General features: G+C 68.6%; 13 protein-coding genes. 4 read left to right on the plus strand and 9 right to left on the minus strand.

The window, feature by feature from the left end:
• Window positions 1-43: 43 nt before the first annotated feature.
• From I4Q42_RS15085 to I4Q42_RS15100, 4 genes are all read right to left on the minus strand, one after another.
• Window positions 44-403 carry a hypothetical protein gene (locus tag I4Q42_RS15085; protein ID WP_198576908.1) on the minus strand — a complete coding sequence of 120 codons (360 nt, stop codon included), beginning with the start codon at window positions 401-403 and terminating at the stop codon, window positions 44-46.
• 9 nt (window positions 404-412) lie between these two features.
• Window positions 413-1,222, minus strand: coding sequence for a hypothetical protein (locus tag I4Q42_RS15090; RefSeq protein WP_198576909.1), 810 nt, complete (start codon window positions 1,220-1,222; stop codon window positions 413-415).
• A 188-nt stretch (window positions 1,223-1,410) separates the two neighbouring features.
• Entirely contained in the window at window positions 1,411-1,704 is a 294-nt protein-coding gene (locus tag I4Q42_RS15095) for an RNA-binding S4 domain-containing protein (RefSeq protein ID WP_198576910.1), read from the minus strand.
• Window positions 1,701-4,265 carry a helicase-related protein gene (locus I4Q42_RS15100; protein WP_198576911.1) on the minus strand — a complete coding sequence of 855 codons (2,565 nt, stop codon included), beginning with the start codon at window positions 4,263-4,265 and terminating at the stop codon, window positions 1,701-1,703. Before I4Q42_RS15100 ends, I4Q42_RS15095 begins: the two co-directional genes overlap by 4 nt.
• Window positions 4,266-4,453: 188 nt before the next feature.
• Here I4Q42_RS15100 and I4Q42_RS15105 point away from each other — a divergent pair, with 188 nt between their 5' ends.
• Together I4Q42_RS15105 and I4Q42_RS15110 are read left to right on the plus strand one after the other, a co-directional pair.
• The gene (locus I4Q42_RS15105; protein ID WP_198576912.1) at window positions 4,454-6,703 is read left to right on the plus strand and encodes an ATP-binding protein; all 2,250 of its coding nucleotides are present in this window, start codon (window positions 4,454-4,456) and stop codon (window positions 6,701-6,703) included.
• A 57-nt stretch (window positions 6,704-6,760) separates the two neighbouring features.
• Window positions 6,761-7,333, plus strand: a complete 573-nt coding sequence (locus I4Q42_RS15110) for a methylated-DNA--[protein]-cysteine S-methyltransferase (protein ID WP_198576913.1) — start codon at window positions 6,761-6,763, stop codon at window positions 7,331-7,333.
• An 81-nt stretch (window positions 7,334-7,414) separates the two neighbouring features.
• Here I4Q42_RS15110 and I4Q42_RS15115 read toward each other — a convergent pair whose 3' ends face one another.
• Entirely contained in the window at window positions 7,415-9,454 is a 2,040-nt protein-coding gene (locus tag I4Q42_RS15115) for an alpha/beta hydrolase family protein (RefSeq protein WP_198576914.1), read from the minus strand.
• A gap of 55 nt (window positions 9,455-9,509) precedes the next feature.
• On the opposite strand from I4Q42_RS15115, the gene I4Q42_RS15120 reads away from it, so the two are divergent.
• Both I4Q42_RS15120 and I4Q42_RS15125 read left to right on the plus strand, forming a co-directional pair.
• Window positions 9,510-9,917: a hypothetical protein gene (locus tag I4Q42_RS15120; protein WP_198576915.1), complete on the plus strand. Its 408-nt coding sequence runs from the start codon at window positions 9,510-9,512 to the stop codon at window positions 9,915-9,917.
• 143 nt (window positions 9,918-10,060) lie between these two features.
• On the plus strand, window positions 10,061-13,090 hold the full coding sequence (locus I4Q42_RS15125; RefSeq protein WP_198576916.1) for a TonB-dependent receptor domain-containing protein: 3,030 nt from the start codon (window positions 10,061-10,063) through the stop codon (window positions 13,088-13,090).
• A 174-nt stretch (window positions 13,091-13,264) separates the two neighbouring features.
• Here the strand turns inward: I4Q42_RS15125 and I4Q42_RS15130 are convergent, their stop codons facing one another.
• From I4Q42_RS15130 to I4Q42_RS15145, 4 genes are all read right to left on the minus strand, one after another.
• On the minus strand, window positions 13,265-13,633 hold the full coding sequence (locus tag I4Q42_RS15130) for a response regulator (RefSeq protein ID WP_101714994.1): 369 nt from the start codon (window positions 13,631-13,633) through the stop codon (window positions 13,265-13,267).
• A gap of 5 nt (window positions 13,634-13,638) precedes the next feature.
• Window positions 13,639-15,249: an HWE histidine kinase domain-containing protein gene (locus I4Q42_RS15135; protein ID WP_332873087.1), complete on the minus strand. Its 1,611-nt coding sequence runs from the start codon at window positions 15,247-15,249 to the stop codon at window positions 13,639-13,641.
• A gap of 149 nt (window positions 15,250-15,398) precedes the next feature.
• Window positions 15,399-16,514, minus strand: a complete 1,116-nt coding sequence (gene aroB, locus I4Q42_RS15140; protein ID WP_198576917.1) for a 3-dehydroquinate synthase — start codon at window positions 16,512-16,514, stop codon at window positions 15,399-15,401.
• A complete protein-coding gene (locus I4Q42_RS15145) occupies window positions 16,511-17,098 on the minus strand; it encodes a shikimate kinase (protein ID WP_198576918.1) in 588 nt (195 codons plus the stop codon). Before I4Q42_RS15145 ends, aroB begins: the two co-directional genes overlap by 4 nt.
• Window positions 17,099-17,192: the final 94 nt, after the last annotated feature.

Genomic DNA, 17,192 nt, shown 5'->3' on the forward strand with positions numbered 1-17,192 from the left:
CAGGCAGACTTGGGCGGCGTGCGCCTCCAGCAAGCGCTGAAGTCTAGAGGGCTGCATCCCGTCGGACCGCCTCGATCAGCCGTCTCCTGCTCAGGATGACCGGCAGTGTCACAAGGACGCCGACCAAAAAGTACAAGAGCGCGTTCGACGCTATTATGGCGATGGTCCAGAGGCCGGCGGCGTAATCACTGATGCCCGACAGGCCGAGCATGAAGACCGAAGATGGCCAGAGAACAATGCCCCACCACGGCAGGCCGATCACGGGATTTAGGAAGTACAATGCCGTGGCGGCCAACAGGCCGGTCATCGCGAAGATCACCCCGTAGCCAAAGGCGTATGACCACCGAGGACGAGCTGATTTCGACGTCGTCATCGTGCTTTGAAAGTTTTCGTCGCCCGTCATCGTCGCCAGCTACTTCAGCTGCGTCTTGTTGATCTTGCCCTGGTCGACGATCCAGACGTCCTTGCCGCCGTTGGTGCCGATGGCCAGGGGCAGCTTGTAGAGCAGGCTGAGGAAGACCTGGGTCTCGACCGGGGTCGGCGAGACGATGTGGGTGGCGAAGGCCAGGGCGGGTTTGCCCTCGGCGGCCTTGGGCTTCTCGATCATCAGGCACGAGGCCGACAGGGCGTCGACGCGGGTCACCGTCTTGCCGTCGGCGGCGACGCTGATCCGGTAGTGGCCGCCGACCGGAATGGCGCCGGCCGCGGGGCTGGGGGCCAGCAGCCAGACGATGAAGCCGTCGCCCTCGGGGTCGCGGACGATGGCGGTGTTGTAGCCGGCGCGGCAGGTCTTGGGCTGGACGGCGATGGCGGCCTGGCGGGCCGAGAAGGTCAGGCGCTCGTCTTCGGAGAGCTTGCGATCGGCCGGTTCGGTGACCGCGCCGGCGCCCTTGCCGTCGACGACGACGTCGTAGCCGATCTCCAGGCCCGAGCCGGTGTCGCGCAGGAAGCGGACGGTGGCCGTCCGGCCGTCGTCCTCGACCAGCCAGCCTTTGAGGCCGGCGCCCTGCAGGTCGGGCACCTTCTTGGCCAGGGCGTCGCTGGCCAGCCAGGCGGCGATGTCCTGCCGGTAGATGGCGCGGCCCAGCTGTTCGACCTGGGGCAGGTCGAAGGCGCGGATAGGCGGGGGAGGCTTGGCGGGAGATTGGGCGGGTTGGGCGTGGGCGACGCCGGTGAACAACAGGGCCAGGCTGAAGGCCAAGGCCGGATGGAACGACGCCACGCGATGAACTCCCCCGGATTGAACTCCACCGAAGGTAGCGGATGGCGCGACGGCGTCTATGGCAAAGGTGGGGCGTTGATCAGATGCTCCCCCTCTGGGAGAGCTGTCGCGAAGCCAGTGAGGGGGTCTTGCCGCGGCGCTGTCCCCCTCCGGCGCTCTGGTCCTCGCCCAGAGGGGGAGAAGCTCCCTTACCCCTCCACCGCCTCGTACAGCCCCCGCGCCTCGGTGGCGGGGCCCCGCCGTTCGCCGCAGTCGAGGACCCGCACGTTGACCAGCCGGCCGCCGATGGCGAAGAGCAGGACGTCGCCGGCCTTGAGCGTGCGGGAGGGCTTGTCGACGCGGCTTTCGGGGACGCCTGCGCGGGTCAGGCGGATGCGGCCCTCATCGACGAAGCGGGCGGCCATCGAGCGGGTCTTGAAGAAGCGGGCGCGCCACAGCCAGACGTCGGCCCGGCAATGATCTTCATGAACGACGTCGCTCATGACGCGGCTTTCGCGGGCGCGGCGGCCGGCTTGCGGCGGCGGGGCTTCTTGCGGCGGGCAGCCGGGGCCGGCGGCGGCTCGGTCAGCTTGGCCAGGGCCGCGAAGGGCGAGTCGGGGCGGGCCTTGACCGGCTTGGGCTCCAGCCGCTGGGCGCCGCGGCGCTTCCAGACGATCGGGGCGTCGGGCTTGGCGCGCACGGCCGGGGTGTAGTCGAGCGACCGCAGGATCGAGGAGGCCTCGGCGGCGGTCCAGCCCAGGGTCTCCAGCGCCGCCGGGGTCAGCACCACGCCGCCGGGGCGCTGCTCGGCGCGCAGCAGGTCGTCGAGCTTTTCCAGGGTTTCGACCGGGACCAGGTGCTTGCCGGCGATGCGCAGGCCGCTGGCGGCCAGGGCGCGGGGCGAGGGCAGGGGCGTCGGGAGGGGCGCGAGGCCGGTCACCGCGCCGCGCCAGCCGCCGGGATCCAAGGCTCGGGCGCAGGCGATGGCTTCGGAGCGCAGCACGCCCGGCGCATAGAGCGAGAAGGCCCCGATGCGCACGCCCAGGCTCTTCAGCGTGCGACGTTCGGCCTGGCTGAGCGCTTTTAGTTCCGGTTCGAGCGGGCGCTTGTCGAGCACGCCGCCGGCCTCGAGCAGGCGGTGGGCGACGCCGCGCGGCAGGCCGCGCAGTTCGCCGCCGGCCAGGGCCTGCTGCAGCTTGCGCAGCGGGGCCAACTGGCGATCGACCTCGGCGGCCAGGAAGGCGTCCAGCCGCCGTTCGGCCCGCTCGCGGGCCGGGACGGGGCCAAGCTCGCCCAGCAGGCGGGCGCGGGGCGAGAGCAGATCGCCGCCGCCGCGGACCACGCCGGCCGCCTCGCCGCGCCACAGCACCATGCCGTCGGGGTTCAGGGCGAAGGCCTCGTCGGGCTCGGCGGCCAGCAGGCCAAGGCGGCGGGCGATCTCGGGTCCGACGGCGCGCTGGGCGGCGTTGCGCAGGGCGCGTTCCTCCAGCGGGGTCGAGCCCTTCTCGGCGACGAAGGTGACGCCGGTCAGCCGGCCGACGACATGGCCCTCGACGCTGATCTCGCCGTCCTGGGCCACGCCCGCCAGCAGGGTCTCGCGCTCGCCCAGCTGCTTCATCAGCACGCTGGTGCGGCGGTCGATGAACCGGGCCATCAGCTTTTCGTGCAGGGTGTCGCTGATCTTGTCTTCCAGCTCGCGGGTGCGGCCCTGCCAGTGGACGGGGTTGGCCAGCCAGTCGGGGCGGTTGGCGATGTAGGACAGGGTGCGCACGCCCGAGAGCCGCGCAGCCAGGCTGTCGATCTCGCCGTCGGTGCGGTCCAGCGCCTTGAACTGGCCGTTGATCCAGTCCTCCGGCAGGCGCTTGCGGCCGGTGGTCAGGTCGTCGAACAGGGTGCGGACCATCCGCTGGTGATCGTCGTCGGTGGTCTTGCGGAAGTCAGGGGTCTGGCAGACGTCCCACAGCTTCAGCAGGGCCGAGCGGTCGGACTTGCAGCGGGCGACGACGTCTTCCTGCTGGGCCAGCTTGCGCAGGGTGCGCTCGTCCAGGGCTTCTTGCGACAGGCTCAGGCCGTTGCGGTTGGGCGGTTCGGACAGCGAGCGCAGCAGGCCGGGCAGGTTGCCGAAGTCCAGCCTGGCGCTGCGCCACTCGGCGGCCATCACCGGCTGGAAGGCGTGCTCCTCGACGGCCTGGACCAGGTCCTCGTCCATCTCTTCGCAGTCGCCGGTGACGCCGAAGGTGCCGTCGCGGGTGTAGCGGCCGGCGCGGCCGGCGATCTGGCCGACCTCCTGCGGGTGCAGCCAGCGGGTGCGGCGGCCGTCGAACTTGCGCAGGCCGGCGAAGGCCACATGGTCGACGTCCATGTTCAGGCCCATGCCGATGGCGTCGGTGGCCACGAGGAAATCGACCTCGCCGCTCTGGTAGAGGGCGACCTGGGCGTTGCGGGTGCGGGGGCTGAGGCTGCCCATGACCACGGCCGCGCCGCCCCGCTGCCGGCGGATCAGCTCGGCGATGGCGTAGACGGCGTCGGTGGAGAAGGCGACTACGGCCGTGCGCCGGGGCAGGCGGGTCAGCTTCTTGGAGCCGGCGTAGGACAGGTTGGAGAACCGCTCGCGGCCGACGATCTCGGCGTCGGGCAGCAGGCGGCGGACCAGCGGAGCCATGGTCGCCGCGCCCAGCAGCATGGTCTCGAACCGGCCTCGGGCATGCAGCAGACGGTGGGTGAAGATGTGGCCGCGCTCGGGATCGGCGCACAGCTGGATTTCGTCGATGGCCACGAAGTCGACTTCGCGGCCCAGCGGCATTGCCTCGACCGTGCAGACGAAGTAGGCCGCGCGCGGCGGGACGATCTTCTCCTCGCCGGTGATCAGGGCGACGCTGGCCTTGCCGCGCAGCTTGACGATGCGGTCGTAGATCTCGCGCGCCAGCAGGCGCAGCGGCAGGCCGATCATGCCCGAGCCATGGCCGAGCATGCGCTCGACGGCCAGGTGGGTCTTGCCGGTGTTGGTGGGCCCCAGGACCGCGGTGAGCCGCGACGGGGCGAGGCCGGTGGAACGGTCGCTCATGACCTTGCGAAAGTGGGGCGGGAATCGGGGCGAGGCAAGCGGGGCTTGGTCGGCGACCTGGATCCGGGCCCGAAGTGTCGACGATGCGACGATCCGCCGCTGGCGCCGTAAACCAGACCGGCCAAGCTGCCCGGTTATGAAGGACGCGGGGGAGTCTCCCGCCCCGCTTACCCTCGGCCAAGGACGCCATGTTCGCAACGCTCCGGTGTTTGGATCAGCACGACCCGACGCTGGTGATCTGGGCGCTGATGGTCTGCCTGGCCTCGATGGGGGTCGGGGTGCACGCCCATCACCGCGCCGCGACGGCCGCCCGGTCGGCGCGCGGCGCCTGGATCGTGCTGACGGCGGTGGTGCTGGGCAGCGGCGTCTGGGCCACCCACTTCATCGCCATGCTCGGCTTCCAGCCCGGACTGGGGCTCAGCTTCGACGCGCCGCTGACGGCGCTGTCGTTCGCCGCCGCCCTGGGCGGCCTGGCCTTCGGCAGCTGCGTCGCGATCCAGGCGGCCGGGCGGCGCCAGCGGGTTCTGGGCGGCGCGATCTGCGGCGCCGGCATCGCGGCGATGCATTTCGTCGGGGTGTCGGCGATGCGGCTGCCGGCCCTGCTGATCTGGCGGCCCGACCTGGTGGCGGCCGCCGTGCTGCTGGCCGTCGGCCTCTCGGCCCTGGCCTTCCGCGACCTGACGCGGGAGAGCGGCCTGAAGGAGCGGCTGGTCAGCGTCCTGCTGCTGGCGGCGGCGGTGTGCGGCCTGCACTTCGTCGGCATGGGGGCGGTCACCCTGCTGCCGATCGCCGGGAACGAGGAGATCGGCCGCTTTACCCGCGACGAGCTGGCCCAGCTAGTGATCGCCATGGTGACGATGATCGTGCTGGCCGGCGGCGGCATGCTGTTCACCCATCGTCTGGCCCAGATGTCGGCCTTCGGCACGCTGCGCTCGGCCCTTAACCGGGCGCCGATCGGGCTGGGCTATTTCGACCGTCACAGCCAGCTGCGGGTGTGGAACGCCACCCTGGCCGACTTCGCCCGGCCCTATGGCATGACCCTGGCCCAGGGGATGACCCTGGCCGAGATCGCCGAGCGCACCGCTTCGGACCGGGCGTCCCGCGACGCCGCCCAGGCCGTGATCGAGGCGGTCGGCGGCGGCGAATGGGTGTCGCCCGACATCTTCACCTCGCCCGACGGCCGCTTCCAGTCGGTGAAGATGGCGCCGGCCGACGACGGCGGTTACCTGCTGATCATCACCGACATCACCGAGCACGTGGCGGTGACCGAGCGCGAGGTCGAGGCGCGTCGCCTGGCCGAAAGCGCCAGCCGCGCCAAGAGCGAGTTCCTGGCCAATATGAGCCACGAGATCCGCACACCGCTGAACGGCATCCTCGGCATGACCCAGGTCATGGCCCGCGAGGCCCTGGCGCCGGACCAGCGCGAGCGGCTGGAAATCATCGGCGCCTCGGGGGCGACCCTGCTGGAGATCCTCAACGACGTACTCGACCTGTCGAAGATCGAGGCGGGCCGGATGGAGCTGGACGAGGCCCCGTTCGACCTGGAGGCGACGGTGCGGCTGGCTGTCGCCCCCTACGCGCCGTTGGCCGCGGAGAAGGACCTGTCACTGTCGCTGACGGTGGATGAGGCGGCCGCGGGCCTGTGGCTGGGCGACGCGGCGCGCCTGCGCCAGATCCTCGGCAACCTGGTGGTCAACGCCGTCAAGTTCACCGACCTGGGCGGGGTCAAAATCGCGGTCGAGCGCCGGGAGACGGGCCTGCGCTTCACGGTGGTCGACACCGGCGAGGGGGTGTCGGAGGAAGACAGCGAGCGCATCTTCAAGGCCTTCACCCAGGCCGACGCCTCGTCCACCCGCCGTCATGGCGGCACGGGCCTGGGCCTGACCATCTCGCGCACCCTGGCCGAGCGGATGGGCGGGACGATCTGGCTGGACAGCTGGCTGGGCGCGGGGGCGACCTTCGGCGTCGACCTGCCGCTGGTCCCGGTGATCGAGGACGGGGCGGCGGCGGACGCGGAAGCGCCGCCCGCGCCAAGCCCGCCGCGGAGCGCCCTGCGCATCCTGGCGGCTGAGGACAATCCGGTGAATCAGGCCGTGCTGAAGGCCCTGCTGGCGCCGTTCGACATCGACCTTCGGCTGGTGGACGACGGCGAGCAGGCGGTGGCCGCCTACCAGGCCGATCCGGCCGTCGACCTGATCCTGATGGATATCCAGATGCCGGTGCTGAACGGCCTGGCCGCCGCCGAGGCGATCCGCCGGTTCGAGGCCGAGCAAGGCCTGGAGGCGGCCCCGATCATCGCCGTCACCGCCAACGCCATGCCGCATCAGGTCGAAACCTACTTGACCGCCGGCATGACCGGCTTCGTCGCCAAGCCGCTGAAGCTGGGCGACCTGCTGGCGGCGATCGAGATGGCGACGCCGCGGGCGGACGCGGCCTAGGAGCGCGATCCTCACGCCCGACTCGCCGGGCGCGAGAGCCGTGTTAATCTCTGGGCCATGGCACAGGGCTTCATGCTTTTCGAGACGGCGATCGGCCGCTGCGGCCTGGCCTGGGGCGCGGGCGGCCTGATCGGCGTGCAACTGCCCGAGGTCGGCCCTGGCGCGACCTGGGCCCGCCTGCGCAAGCGCTATCCCGACGCGGTCGAGGCCGCGCCGCCGGCCGAGGTCGACGCCGTGGCCGACCGCATCATCGATCTGCTGGCCGGCGGCCGCGACGACATGGCCGACGTGGCCCTGGACCTGACCGTGGTCCAGCCGTTCAACCGCCGGGTCTACGAGATCGCCCGCGCCATCCGGCCCGGCGAGACCTCGACCTACGGCCAGGTGGCCAGGGCCATGGGCGAGGCGGGCGCTATGCGGGCGGTGGGCAAGGCCCTGGGCGAGAACCCCTGGCCGATCGTCGTGCCCTGTCACCGGGTGCTGGGAGCGGACGGCAAGATCGGCGGCTTCAGCGCCGACGGCGGCGCGGCCACCAAGGCCCGGCTGCTGACCATCGAACGGGCCCGGGTCAACGACGTGCCGACCCTGTTCGACCTGGACTTCTCGGTCGCTCCGCCCAAGGGCCGCTGACCGGCGCCTTGAAAGGCGGGTCATGAAAAAGGGCGGCGCCTCGCGACGCCGCCCCCGTACCTCGACCTTGCGGGGGGCGGCCTAGAGGCCGCCGGGACCGCAGCCGGTCTTCAGGTAGTTCTCGATGGTCGTCAGCACCTTGACCTGCTGGTCGGGGGTGTCGCCGGCGGTGTGGGCCATGTCGGCGATCTTTACGAAGGTCACGTCCTTGCCGGCGTTCTTGAGCGCCTGGACGAAGCGTTCGGAGTGGCTCATCTCGACGGTCAGGTCGCGGTCGCCGTGATAGACCAGGATGGGGATCGAGACCTTGTCGGCGTTCTTGAGCGGGCTCAGGCCGTCGATGGTCGGCTCCTGGAACTCCTTGCCCCAGCGGCTGCCGGACAGGATGCCGGTCTTGATGCGGGCGATTTCCGACACGCCGGCGCCGGCGATGGCGCACTGGTAAAGGCCGTTCGGCCGAACCGAGGCGGCCATGGCCGAATAGCCGCCGTAGGAGAAGCCGTGCATGGCGATGCGGTCAGGCGCGGCGATCTTCTGGTCGATCAGCCAGCGAGCGCCGTCGTCCTTGTCGTCCTGCATCTTCTGGCCCCACTCCTTGTCGCCGGCGCGCCAAAGCTTCTGGCCCCAGCCCTCGGAACCCCGGAACTGGGGTTGCAGCACCGCATAGCCGCGGGCGGCGAAATACTGGACCCAGCCCGAGCCGTCCCACCCCAGATCATCGCGACCCCACGGTCCGCCGTGCGGCAGGATGATGGTCGGGTAGGGGCCTTCGCCAAAGGAAGCCTTGGGCGGCGTGGTCAGGAAGGCGGGAATGATCAGGCCGTCACGGGCCGGGTATTGCACGACGCGCATGTCGCCGAGCGTTTCGGGGGCGATCCAGGGCTTGGCCTTGGCCAGCAGTTTGATCTGCCCGTCGACGATCAGATAGTATTCAGCGGCCACCTTGGGGCCGGAGCGGACGATCAGGAAGCGTTTACGGTCGTTGGACCAGTCGGCGAGGCTGACCTTCGCGCCGTCGGGATAGGAGATGCGGGCCTTTTCGCCGGTGGCGATGTCGGTCCACTCGGTCTTGACGGTCTGGTATTGTAGCGCCTTGCGGGCTTGGTCCTCGGCGGCCTTCAGCGTGGGATCGAGCCAGTAGCTCCCGCCGTCCGGACCTTCATAGGTAAAGCCGAGGATTTCGCCGTAGTCGGCCTTGTCCTGGGACTCGTAGACGGAGCCGGCGTCGAACAGCTTGTGGGCAAACGCCTCGCCCAACATCTTCTTGGCCTTGATGTCGTATTCGAAGATTGCCGACTTGTCGCGACCCTTGCTGGTGCGCACGAGGGCGATGTTGGGGTCCTTGGTGAAGCCGATGATCTCGGAGATTTCGCGGTCGGCAGCGTAGGAGCGGAAGTGTTCCTCCCAGGCGTTGGTGGCCGGGTCGCGAATCCACTGGGCGATATAGGCCTTGCCATTGTCGAACGCGAATTCGACCCGGGCGCGCACATCGCCGTTCAGGTCGGTCTGTACGCCGCTGAACTTGTCGGAGTCCTGCAGGACCTTGGTCATCGCGCCAGTATAGGCATCCATCTTGTAGATGCCCTGCACGTATACGGTGCCCTTCGAGTTCGGCCGGAACAGGTCGACCAGGACGTTCTTCGGATCCAGAGGCAGGGTGTCGATGATCGAGCCGGCTTCGTCGGCGAACTGATCGCGGCCGCCAGCCGTCGTCATCACGTTGCCGCCGTCGAGGTCCATTATGAAATTTCGACCGGTGTACGATTTGACGACGAAGCCTTGGCCAGTTGTCGTCTCGACCGGCTGCCAGCTCGAAACCAAAATGCGATCGTTCTTGATGAAGCGAACACCGACCATGTTAGACCGCGGGGGCGGGCCGATAATCTTCGGCGGCTTGGTCAGGTCGTCGGCGTTCCAAACCGAAATGTAGGTCTTCTCACCATCGGGCGAGACGACGCCCGCCAGATGTTTGCCGTCCGGAGAGATGCTCACGCCGCGAAGCGCCGGCCGCTTGGCCCATTCGGCAGCCGTGGGCGGCGCCGCGGAGGCGTTGGTCGCGGCGAGCGCGGACGCGCCCAGCATGAGCGCGGCGACAGCCGCGGACAGTGAAAGCTTCGACATAGAACTTACGATTCCCCAGCTGGCGCCCCAAGGCGCAGCAACATTTGGAAACGTAATGCAGCGCCTCGCGGCGGGTAAACCCCGTAGCCCTCGCCTCGGCAAGATTTTCGAACGTCGTTCTCGGGTGCGCAAGTTTCCGCCTGCGTCTCCAGACGCGTCAGAATCGGCGGTCAAGCCTGCTAAACATGGCCTGTCGCGGGTTTCAGAAGGTTGCGGACGCCGATTCCCGATGGCGCAAATATGGCTTTTCGGTCGCGAAAATAGTTCTGGGTGCCCTGATTTTGCGCGGGGATGTGGTGGTCTCGGCAAGCCTCGCTTGAGGGGTTCTTTTTGCTATTATCAGCCCGTTTCTGGCTCAATTTTCTTAAATACCGGCGATATTCAAAACATATACTCCGAAATCGGGCTGATCAAAAAAATAGCGTGCGCCGACCAAAAGGGCGATACTGTGACCGGATTGTAACGCTTTCGGCCCGAATTATGCCTTTGAGCGACCTTTCGTTGAGCTCTTCGAAAGAGCTGTTACGAATTTGCGACCCAGTCATATTTCTGTGGGCGCGGCTTAATGTCCGCCCGCCATCTGGGGGATAGGGGACTAGAAACATTATGCTCCAGCGTAAGCTACTTCTTAGCACGTCCGTCATTGCGGGCCTCATCGCCGCAACCGCGGCGCCGACCTTCGCCTTCGCCCAGTCGACGACGGCCAAGGCCGACGATCCGGCGGAAGTCGAGGAACTGGTCGTCACCGGTTCGCGCATTCGCCGCAACGAGTTCACCAGCTCGTCGCCGATCCAGGTGATCAACGCGGAAACCTCGAGCCTCGAAGGCCTGGTCAACACCGCCGAGGTCCTGCAGGGCTCGGTCGCCGCGACCGGCTCGTTCCAGGTCAACAACCAGCTCACCGGCTACGTCACCGACGGCGGCCCGGGGGCCAACAGCATCTCGCTGCGGGGCTTGGGGGCCAACCGCACGCTGGTGCTGTTCAACGGTCGTCGCGTCGGACCCGCCGGCACGCGCGGCACGGTCGGCCCGGTCGACCTGAACGTCATCCCGCAGGCCATCGTCGAGCGTCAGGACATCCTGAAGGACGGCGCCTCGTCGGTCTACGGTTCGGACGCCGTCGCCGGCGTGATCAACATCGTCACCAAGACCAATCTCGATGGTGGCGTGATCAACCTCTACACCAACCAGTCGTTCGAGGGCGGCGGCGAAGTCTACAACCTCAGCACCGCCTGGGGTAAGACCTTCGACCGTGGTCACTTCTCGATCGCCGCCGAATACAACGAGCGCAAGATTCTGCGCCGCGGCGACCGCGACGACACCTCCTGCGCCGCCGACTACCTGTTCAACCCGACTTCGGGCGCTCGGGTCGACCTGCGCGACCGCAACGGCAACACCATGTGCTATAACCAGCTGTCGCAGGTTATCCGCACCGGCAACTTCGGCGACCTGATCTACAAGGAAACCGGCGTCAACTATAACGTGGTCGGCAACTCGGGCGGCACGGCCAACGCGGCCGGACTGTTCGGCAACACCCCGATCCCGTACGCCGATCTGGCCCGCCAGACCCGCGCCGGCTTCCCCGACACCTTCGGCTACGCCAAGTACAATAACCCGCTGTACGCCCGCGCCTCGGCCATCAGCCCGGTGAAGCTCTACAGCCTGTACGCCTCGGGCGGCTATGATCTGGCCGAAGGCGTCGAAGCCTACGGCGAGTTCCTGTTCAACCGCCGCGAGTCGGAACAGAATGGCCTGCGCCAGTTCTTCCCGACCCTCAGCAGCACGCCCGGCAACAGCTTCTACACCAGCAACCCGAACAACCCGTACGGGACCACGCTGGGCACCCTGCTGCCGATCATCCCGCTGAAGTCGGACGGCGAGCAGCGCGTCGACTACTTCCGCCTGGTCGGCGGCCTGAAGGGCACCGTCAACGTGCTCGGCGGCTGGGACTGGGACATCTACGGTCAGTACTCGAAGTCGGACGCCGTCTATAAGGGCGACATCATCTATAACGACCGCGTGCTCGCCACCACGGGCGCCGCGGCCTGTAACCAGTCGCTGATCACGATCTCGGGCGGCAACTGCTCGGCCGTTCCGACCGGCATCCGCTGGCTGTCGCGCGACGTCATCGGCGGCAACTTCAACGACGGCGAAGCCGGCTTCCTGTTCGGCCGCTCGCGCGGCACCACCACCTACGAACAGAAGATGGTCGAAGGCACGATCTCGGGCGATCTGTTCACCCTGCCGGCCGGCAAGGTGGGCGCGGCGCTCGGCTTCGCGCTCCGCAAGGACGAAATCGACGACACGCCGGACCGCAACGAGCAGCTCGGCAACCTGTGGGGGTCGACCTCGGCCGGCCGCACCGCCGGTTCGGACACCGTCAAGGAAGTCTTCGGCGAAATCGAAGTGCCGCTGCTGAAGGGCCTGCCCCTCATCGAAGCCCTCGATTTCTCGGGTTCGGCTCGCTACACCGACTATGACAGCTACGGCGCAGACAAGACCTACAAGGTCGGTCTGAACTGGGCCATCACCCCGTCGATCCGCGTCCGCGCGACCAAGGGCACCTCGTTCCGCGCTCCGGCGCTGTACGAACTGTACCTGGCCAACCAGACCAGCTTCCTGGGCCAGACCGCTATCGATCCCTGCATCCGCTGGGAAGACAGCACCAACCCGCGCCTGCAGGCCAACTGCGCGGCCGCTGGCGTTCCGGAAGGCTACACCGCCGCTGGCGGCAACAGCGCCCTGATCACCACGGGCGGCGGCGCCGGCATCCTGAATGCCGAAACCTCGAAGGCCTGGACCGTCGGTACGATCTGGACGCCCAGCTTCGTCGACCTGTCGGTCGCCGTCGACTACTACGAGATCACCGTCAACGACGAGATCCGTCAGTTCGGCTCGGCCAACATCCTCAACACCTGCTACACCTCGGCCAACTATCCGGGCGACCCGCTCTGCACCCTGTTCACTCGTGATCCGAGCACGCACTACATCACGGACGTGAACAACAGCTACGTCAACGTGGCTGAGCAGGGCACCCGCGGTATCGATCTCTACATCCGCTACAAGCACGAGTTCGACTTCGGCAAGCTGTCGATCGACTCGCAGTTCGCTTGGCAGCTGGAAGACGTGGTCGAGCTGCTCGCCGGCTCGGCGACCGAGGACTACAACGGCACGACCTACGGCTACGACGGCCCCGACTTCACCGGCAAGATCGTCACGCGCTTCGACCGCGGCGACTACACCTACCAGTGGGGCGTGGACATCATCGGTAAGGCTTCGGACACCGAAGAGTTCGAAGGCGACGTGTTCCCGAGCACCCGCTACTCGACGACGTGCCGCAACACCGTGACGAACGTCACCGGCCCCTGCGCCACCCTGCTGGGCACCGGTCCGATCGCCGTCGTGGCCGCCGACGTCTACTACAAGCAGTACTCGGAGTTCACCGCGGTCCACAGCCTGTCCGTCCGTAAGAAGATGGACGACTGGACGATCCAGGCCGGTATCCGGAACGTCTTCGACGAGCGCTCGCCCGCTCAGTCGTCGGGCCAGTTCCGCATCGGCACCGCGGCCATCACCACGGGCTACGACCTGCTGCTGGGCCGCCAAGGCTTCGTGAACATCAGCAAGCGCTGGTAGTCGCGAGGACGCTTTCCCAAGCGTCCAGGCAAGAGAGAGGAGGGGCGGCGAAGGCGACTTCGCCGCCCCTTTTCATTGTCCGCTTGCCCTGCCGGTCCTGCGGCGAACGACACGAAAAAGGCCGCGCCCCTCGTAGGGACGCGGCCTTTTCGTCGGTGGAAGCCGGTAGGCGGCTTAGGCGACCTGGGCGGCCAGGCCTTCGAGCACGCGGCGCAGGTCGGCTTCGCGGAACGGCTTCTGCAGCACGGCCGAGCCCTTGTGCGGCTCGGTGAGGCCGGCCTCGCCATAGCCGCTGGCGAAGGCGAAGGGCACGCCGCGGGCTTTCAGGGCGTCGGCGACCGGGAAGATCGGTCGACCGCCCAGATTGACGTCGAGCAGGGCCGCGTCGATCTCGGCCGAGCCGGCCAGGCGCAGGGCCTCCTCGATCTCGGCGGCCGGGCCGACGACCTCGCAGCCGAGATCGCCGAGCATGTCCTCGACCAGCATCGAGACCAGGGCTTCGTCTTCGACCACCAGTACCTTCAGGGCGGCGAGGGTCTTCATGTGTTTCAAGGCTCCAGGGCGGCCAAGGGCAGCGTCATGGCGCAGACCAGGCCAGATTGATCATAGGCGAGACGGACCTGCCCGGACAACTCGCCGGCGAGGCCCTTCTCAAGAAGACGGGCGCCAAAGCCGCGACGGCTCGGCGGGGTGACGGGCGGGCCGCCGCTTTCGGTCCAGCGCAGATGCAGGCGGGCCGGGGTGGTGTCGGACGCCGGCTCGGTGGTCCAACTGATCGTCACCCGGCCCTCGGCTCCCGACAGGGCTCCGTACTTGGCGGCGTTGGTGGCCAGTTCATGCACGGCCATGCCGATCGCCACGGTGGCCTTGGGATTGAGCCGCAGGTCGCGGGCGTAGTCGAAGTCCAGCCGCTCGCGGCCGCCGAAGGCCTCGAGCTCGGCGTCGACGATCTCGCGCAGGCTGGCGCTCTCCCAGTTTTGCTCGGTCAGCAGGTTGTGCGTCTGGGACAGGGCGATCAGCCGGGCCTCGAAGGCCTCGCGGAAGCCTTCCAGGTCGTCGGCGGCGCGCAAGGTCTGGGCGGCCATCGACTGCACGGTGACCAGGGTGTTCTTGACCCGGTGGTTTAGCTCGTTGAGCAGCAGGCGCTGGCGCTCCTCGGCCCGCTTGCGCTCGGTGACGTCCAGCGACACCCCGGCCATGCGGCGCACGCCGCCGCGGACGTCGCCATCGCTCTGGTAGCGCACTGCGGCGCGGCCGCGGGCGTGCACCCAGCGGGTTTCGCCGCTGGGGACCACCACCCGGTACTCGATGTCGTAGTCTCCGCCAGTGCGGATCGCCTCGTCCATCGCCGCGAGCATGCGGTCGCGGTCGCCATGGTGGATCGTCGCCACGAGATCGTCGAAGCCGAAGGCCGCGTCCGGGCCCCGGCCGTAGTTCGAGCGGCAGATATCGGAAGCGTCGTAGGCGCGGGTTTCGACGTCGAGCTCCCACGAGCCCAGGCGACCCGAATCGAGGGCGAACTTCAGGCGTTCCTCGGCGCGGCGGCGTTCGGTCAGCTCGCGGTCGCCCGCTTCGCCGGCCTGGTTCCATTCGATGGCGACGGCGGCCTGGGCGGCCAGGCCGACGATCACCGTCTCGGCGCGGGCGTCGAAGCGTCCGGTGTCGCGGTGACCGAAGAACAGGCCCCCCAGCACCAGGCCATCGGCGGTCTTGACCGGCGCGGCCAGATAGCTGCGCACCGGCAGGTGGCCGGCGGGCATGCCATGGAAGGGGGCGTTCTTGCCGTAGCGGGGATCGGCGGTGATGTCGTCGGAGCGGACGACCCCGACGCCGTCGAAGGTCGGGGCGAACACGGCGGTCTTGCGGACCATGGGGAAGTGGGCGAAGGCCTCCGGCGGCGCGCCCGCCAGGGCGTAGAGCATGTAGTTTTCGCCGGTCTGGTCGACGACGGTGTAGAAGAAGGCTCCGAACTGGGCGCCGATCAGCTCGACGCCGCCGTCGATCACGGCCTGCACGGTCTCGCCCAGGCTCTGGTGGGCGCCGATGGCGGTGGCGATCCGGCTGAAGGCCTGGTTGCGGCGGATCTCTTCGGCATGGGCCGCCTGCGCCTCGGCCAAACGCCGGCGGAGGTCGGCAACCTCCTCCGTCGCAGCGCGCACGTCAGCCTCCAAAACGATCACCCCGGGCTCCCCCTAGACCCCACGCCGAAGACTACGGCGCATCGTGGTCAACGCGCCGAATGCGGAGCGGTTCCGACCGAGCGTAAACAAGCTTGGCTATTGGGGAAGGGGCGATCTTCCGACCGCCGTCAGTCGACCGCGCCTTCGGCCAGCAGGAAGGCGCGCAGCGGGGCCGGATCGACGCCCTTGGCGACGAAGGCGTCGCCGATCCCGCGCACCAGCACGAAGGTCAGGGCCCCGCCCTCGGCCTTCTTGTCCTGGCCCATGTGGGCGATCAGGGCGTCGACCTGGAACGGCTCGGGGCGCACGTCCGACAGCCGGGTCGGCAGGCCGGCGGCCTTGATCGCGGCCTCGGCGCGGACGGCGTCCTGGGTCGAGCACAGGCCTTGCGACACCGAGAAGCGGAAGGCCTGGGCCATGCCGACGCCGACGGCCTCGCCATGCTTGAGCGCGTCGCCAAAGCCCATCTCGCCCTCGATGGCGTGGCCGAAGGTGTGGCCGAGGTTCAGCAGGGCGCGGCGGCCGGCTTCCTTCTCGTCCTCGGCGACGATCTCGGCCTTCATCTCGACGCTGCGGCCGACGGCGCGGACCAGCGCCTCGGTGTCGCGCTCGAGCACGGCATGGACGTTCTTTTCCAGCCATTCGAAGAACGGGAAGTCGCCCAGCAGGCCATACTTGATGACCTCGGCATAGCCGCAGGCCAGCTCACGGGCGGGCAGGGTGGCCAGAACGTCGAGGTCGGCCAGGACGAGACGCGGCTGGTGGAAGGCGCCGATCAGGTTCTTGCCGCGCGGGGTGTCGATGGCGGTCTTGCCGCCGACCGAGCTGTCGACCTGGGCCAGGAGGGTGGTCGGGATCTGGATGAAGTCGACGCCGCGCTTGTAGATCGCCGCCGCGAAGCCGGCGAGGTCGCCGATGACGCCGCCGCCGAAGGCCACGATCATGTCGCCGCGCTCGAGATTGAGGGCGAGAAGTTGGTCCGACAGATGCGCCAGGCCTTCGAAGCTCTTGGTCTCCTCGCCGGGCGGCAGGACGATGACGTCGACCGAGGCCCCGGCCTTTTCCAGCGACACCGACAGCCGCTCGACATGATGCTCGCCAACATTGGCGTCGGTGACCACGGCGCAGCGCCTGCGCTTGGCCAGGAACGGCAGGACGTGGTCGCCGGCCTTGTCGATCAGGCCGGTGCCGATGACCACGTCATAGGCGCGATCGCCCAGGCCCACGGGAACGGTGCGGATCACGGCTGTACTCTTTCCGAGGTCGGGGCGGGGGAGGCGAAATAGGTCCGCAGGGCGGCGATGACGGCCTCGACGGCCACCATGTGCGGCGTGTCGCCGGTCTCGACGGTCAGGTGGGCCTCGCCATAGGCGGGGTAGCGCGTGGTCGCCTGCTCGCGCAGGACGTCCATCGGGTCGCGGTTCTTGAGCAGCGGCCGGCCGTCCTTGCGGCCGACGCGGCGGGCCAGCAGCTCCAGGTCGGCCTTGAGCCAGACGGCGATGGCCTTGTCCTTGATCAGGGCGCGGGTCTCGGCGTTGACGAAGGCCCCGCCGCCGGTGGCCAGCACGTGCGGCGGGTCTTCCAGCAGGCGCGAGATCACCCGGCGCTCGCCGTCGCGGAAGGCGGCCTCGCCCATCTCGGCGAAGATCTCGGGGATGCCGCGGCCGGCGGCGCGCTCGACCTCGTTGTCGGCGTCGCGGAACGGCAGGTCGAGCGTCTGGGCCAGGCGCCGACCGACGCTGGACTTGCCCACGCCCATCAGCCCGACGAGGACGATGGTCCGGTCACGGAGGTCTGGATGGCGTGGGGCGGTGAGGTCGGCGGTCATGGTCGATCCTCCCGATACACGAGCCGGGCGGCCGCCGCCACGCCTGGAGCTGCGCTTATTCCTGAGGCGGGCGCCATGTTTCGTGAAAGGGGAG

Origin of the sequence: Caulobacter hibisci, from assembly GCF_016135805.1 — a bacterium.
Taxonomy (GTDB): Bacteria; Pseudomonadota; Alphaproteobacteria; order Caulobacterales; family Caulobacteraceae; genus Caulobacter; species Caulobacter hibisci.

Coding starts and splice junctions, on each gene's coding strand:
- I4Q42_RS15085 (WP_198576908.1), bottom strand. CDS start 403: ATGACGGGCGACGAAAACTTTCAAAGCACGATGACGACGTCGAAATCA.
- I4Q42_RS15095 (WP_198576910.1), bottom strand. CDS start 1,704: ATGAGCGACGTCGTTCATGAAGATCATTGCCGGGCCGACGTCTGGCTG.
- I4Q42_RS15100 (WP_198576911.1), bottom strand. CDS start 4,265: ATGAGCGACCGTTCCACCGGCCTCGCCCCGTCGCGGCTCACCGCGGTC.
- I4Q42_RS15105 (WP_198576912.1), top strand. CDS start 4,454: ATGTTCGCAACGCTCCGGTGTTTGGATCAGCACGACCCGACGCTGGTG.
- I4Q42_RS15110 (WP_198576913.1), top strand. CDS start 6,761: ATGGCACAGGGCTTCATGCTTTTCGAGACGGCGATCGGCCGCTGCGGC.
- I4Q42_RS15115 (WP_198576914.1), bottom strand. CDS start 9,454: ATGTCGAAGCTTTCACTGTCCGCGGCTGTCGCCGCGCTCATGCTGGGC.
- I4Q42_RS15120 (WP_198576915.1), top strand. CDS start 9,510: ATGCAGCGCCTCGCGGCGGGTAAACCCCGTAGCCCTCGCCTCGGCAAG.
- I4Q42_RS15125 (WP_198576916.1), top strand. CDS start 10,061: ATGCTCCAGCGTAAGCTACTTCTTAGCACGTCCGTCATTGCGGGCCTC.
- I4Q42_RS15130 (WP_101714994.1), bottom strand. CDS start 13,633: ATGAAGACCCTCGCCGCCCTGAAGGTACTGGTGGTCGAAGACGAAGCC.
- I4Q42_RS15145 (WP_198576918.1), bottom strand. CDS start 17,098: ATGACCGCCGACCTCACCGCCCCACGCCATCCAGACCTCCGTGACCGG.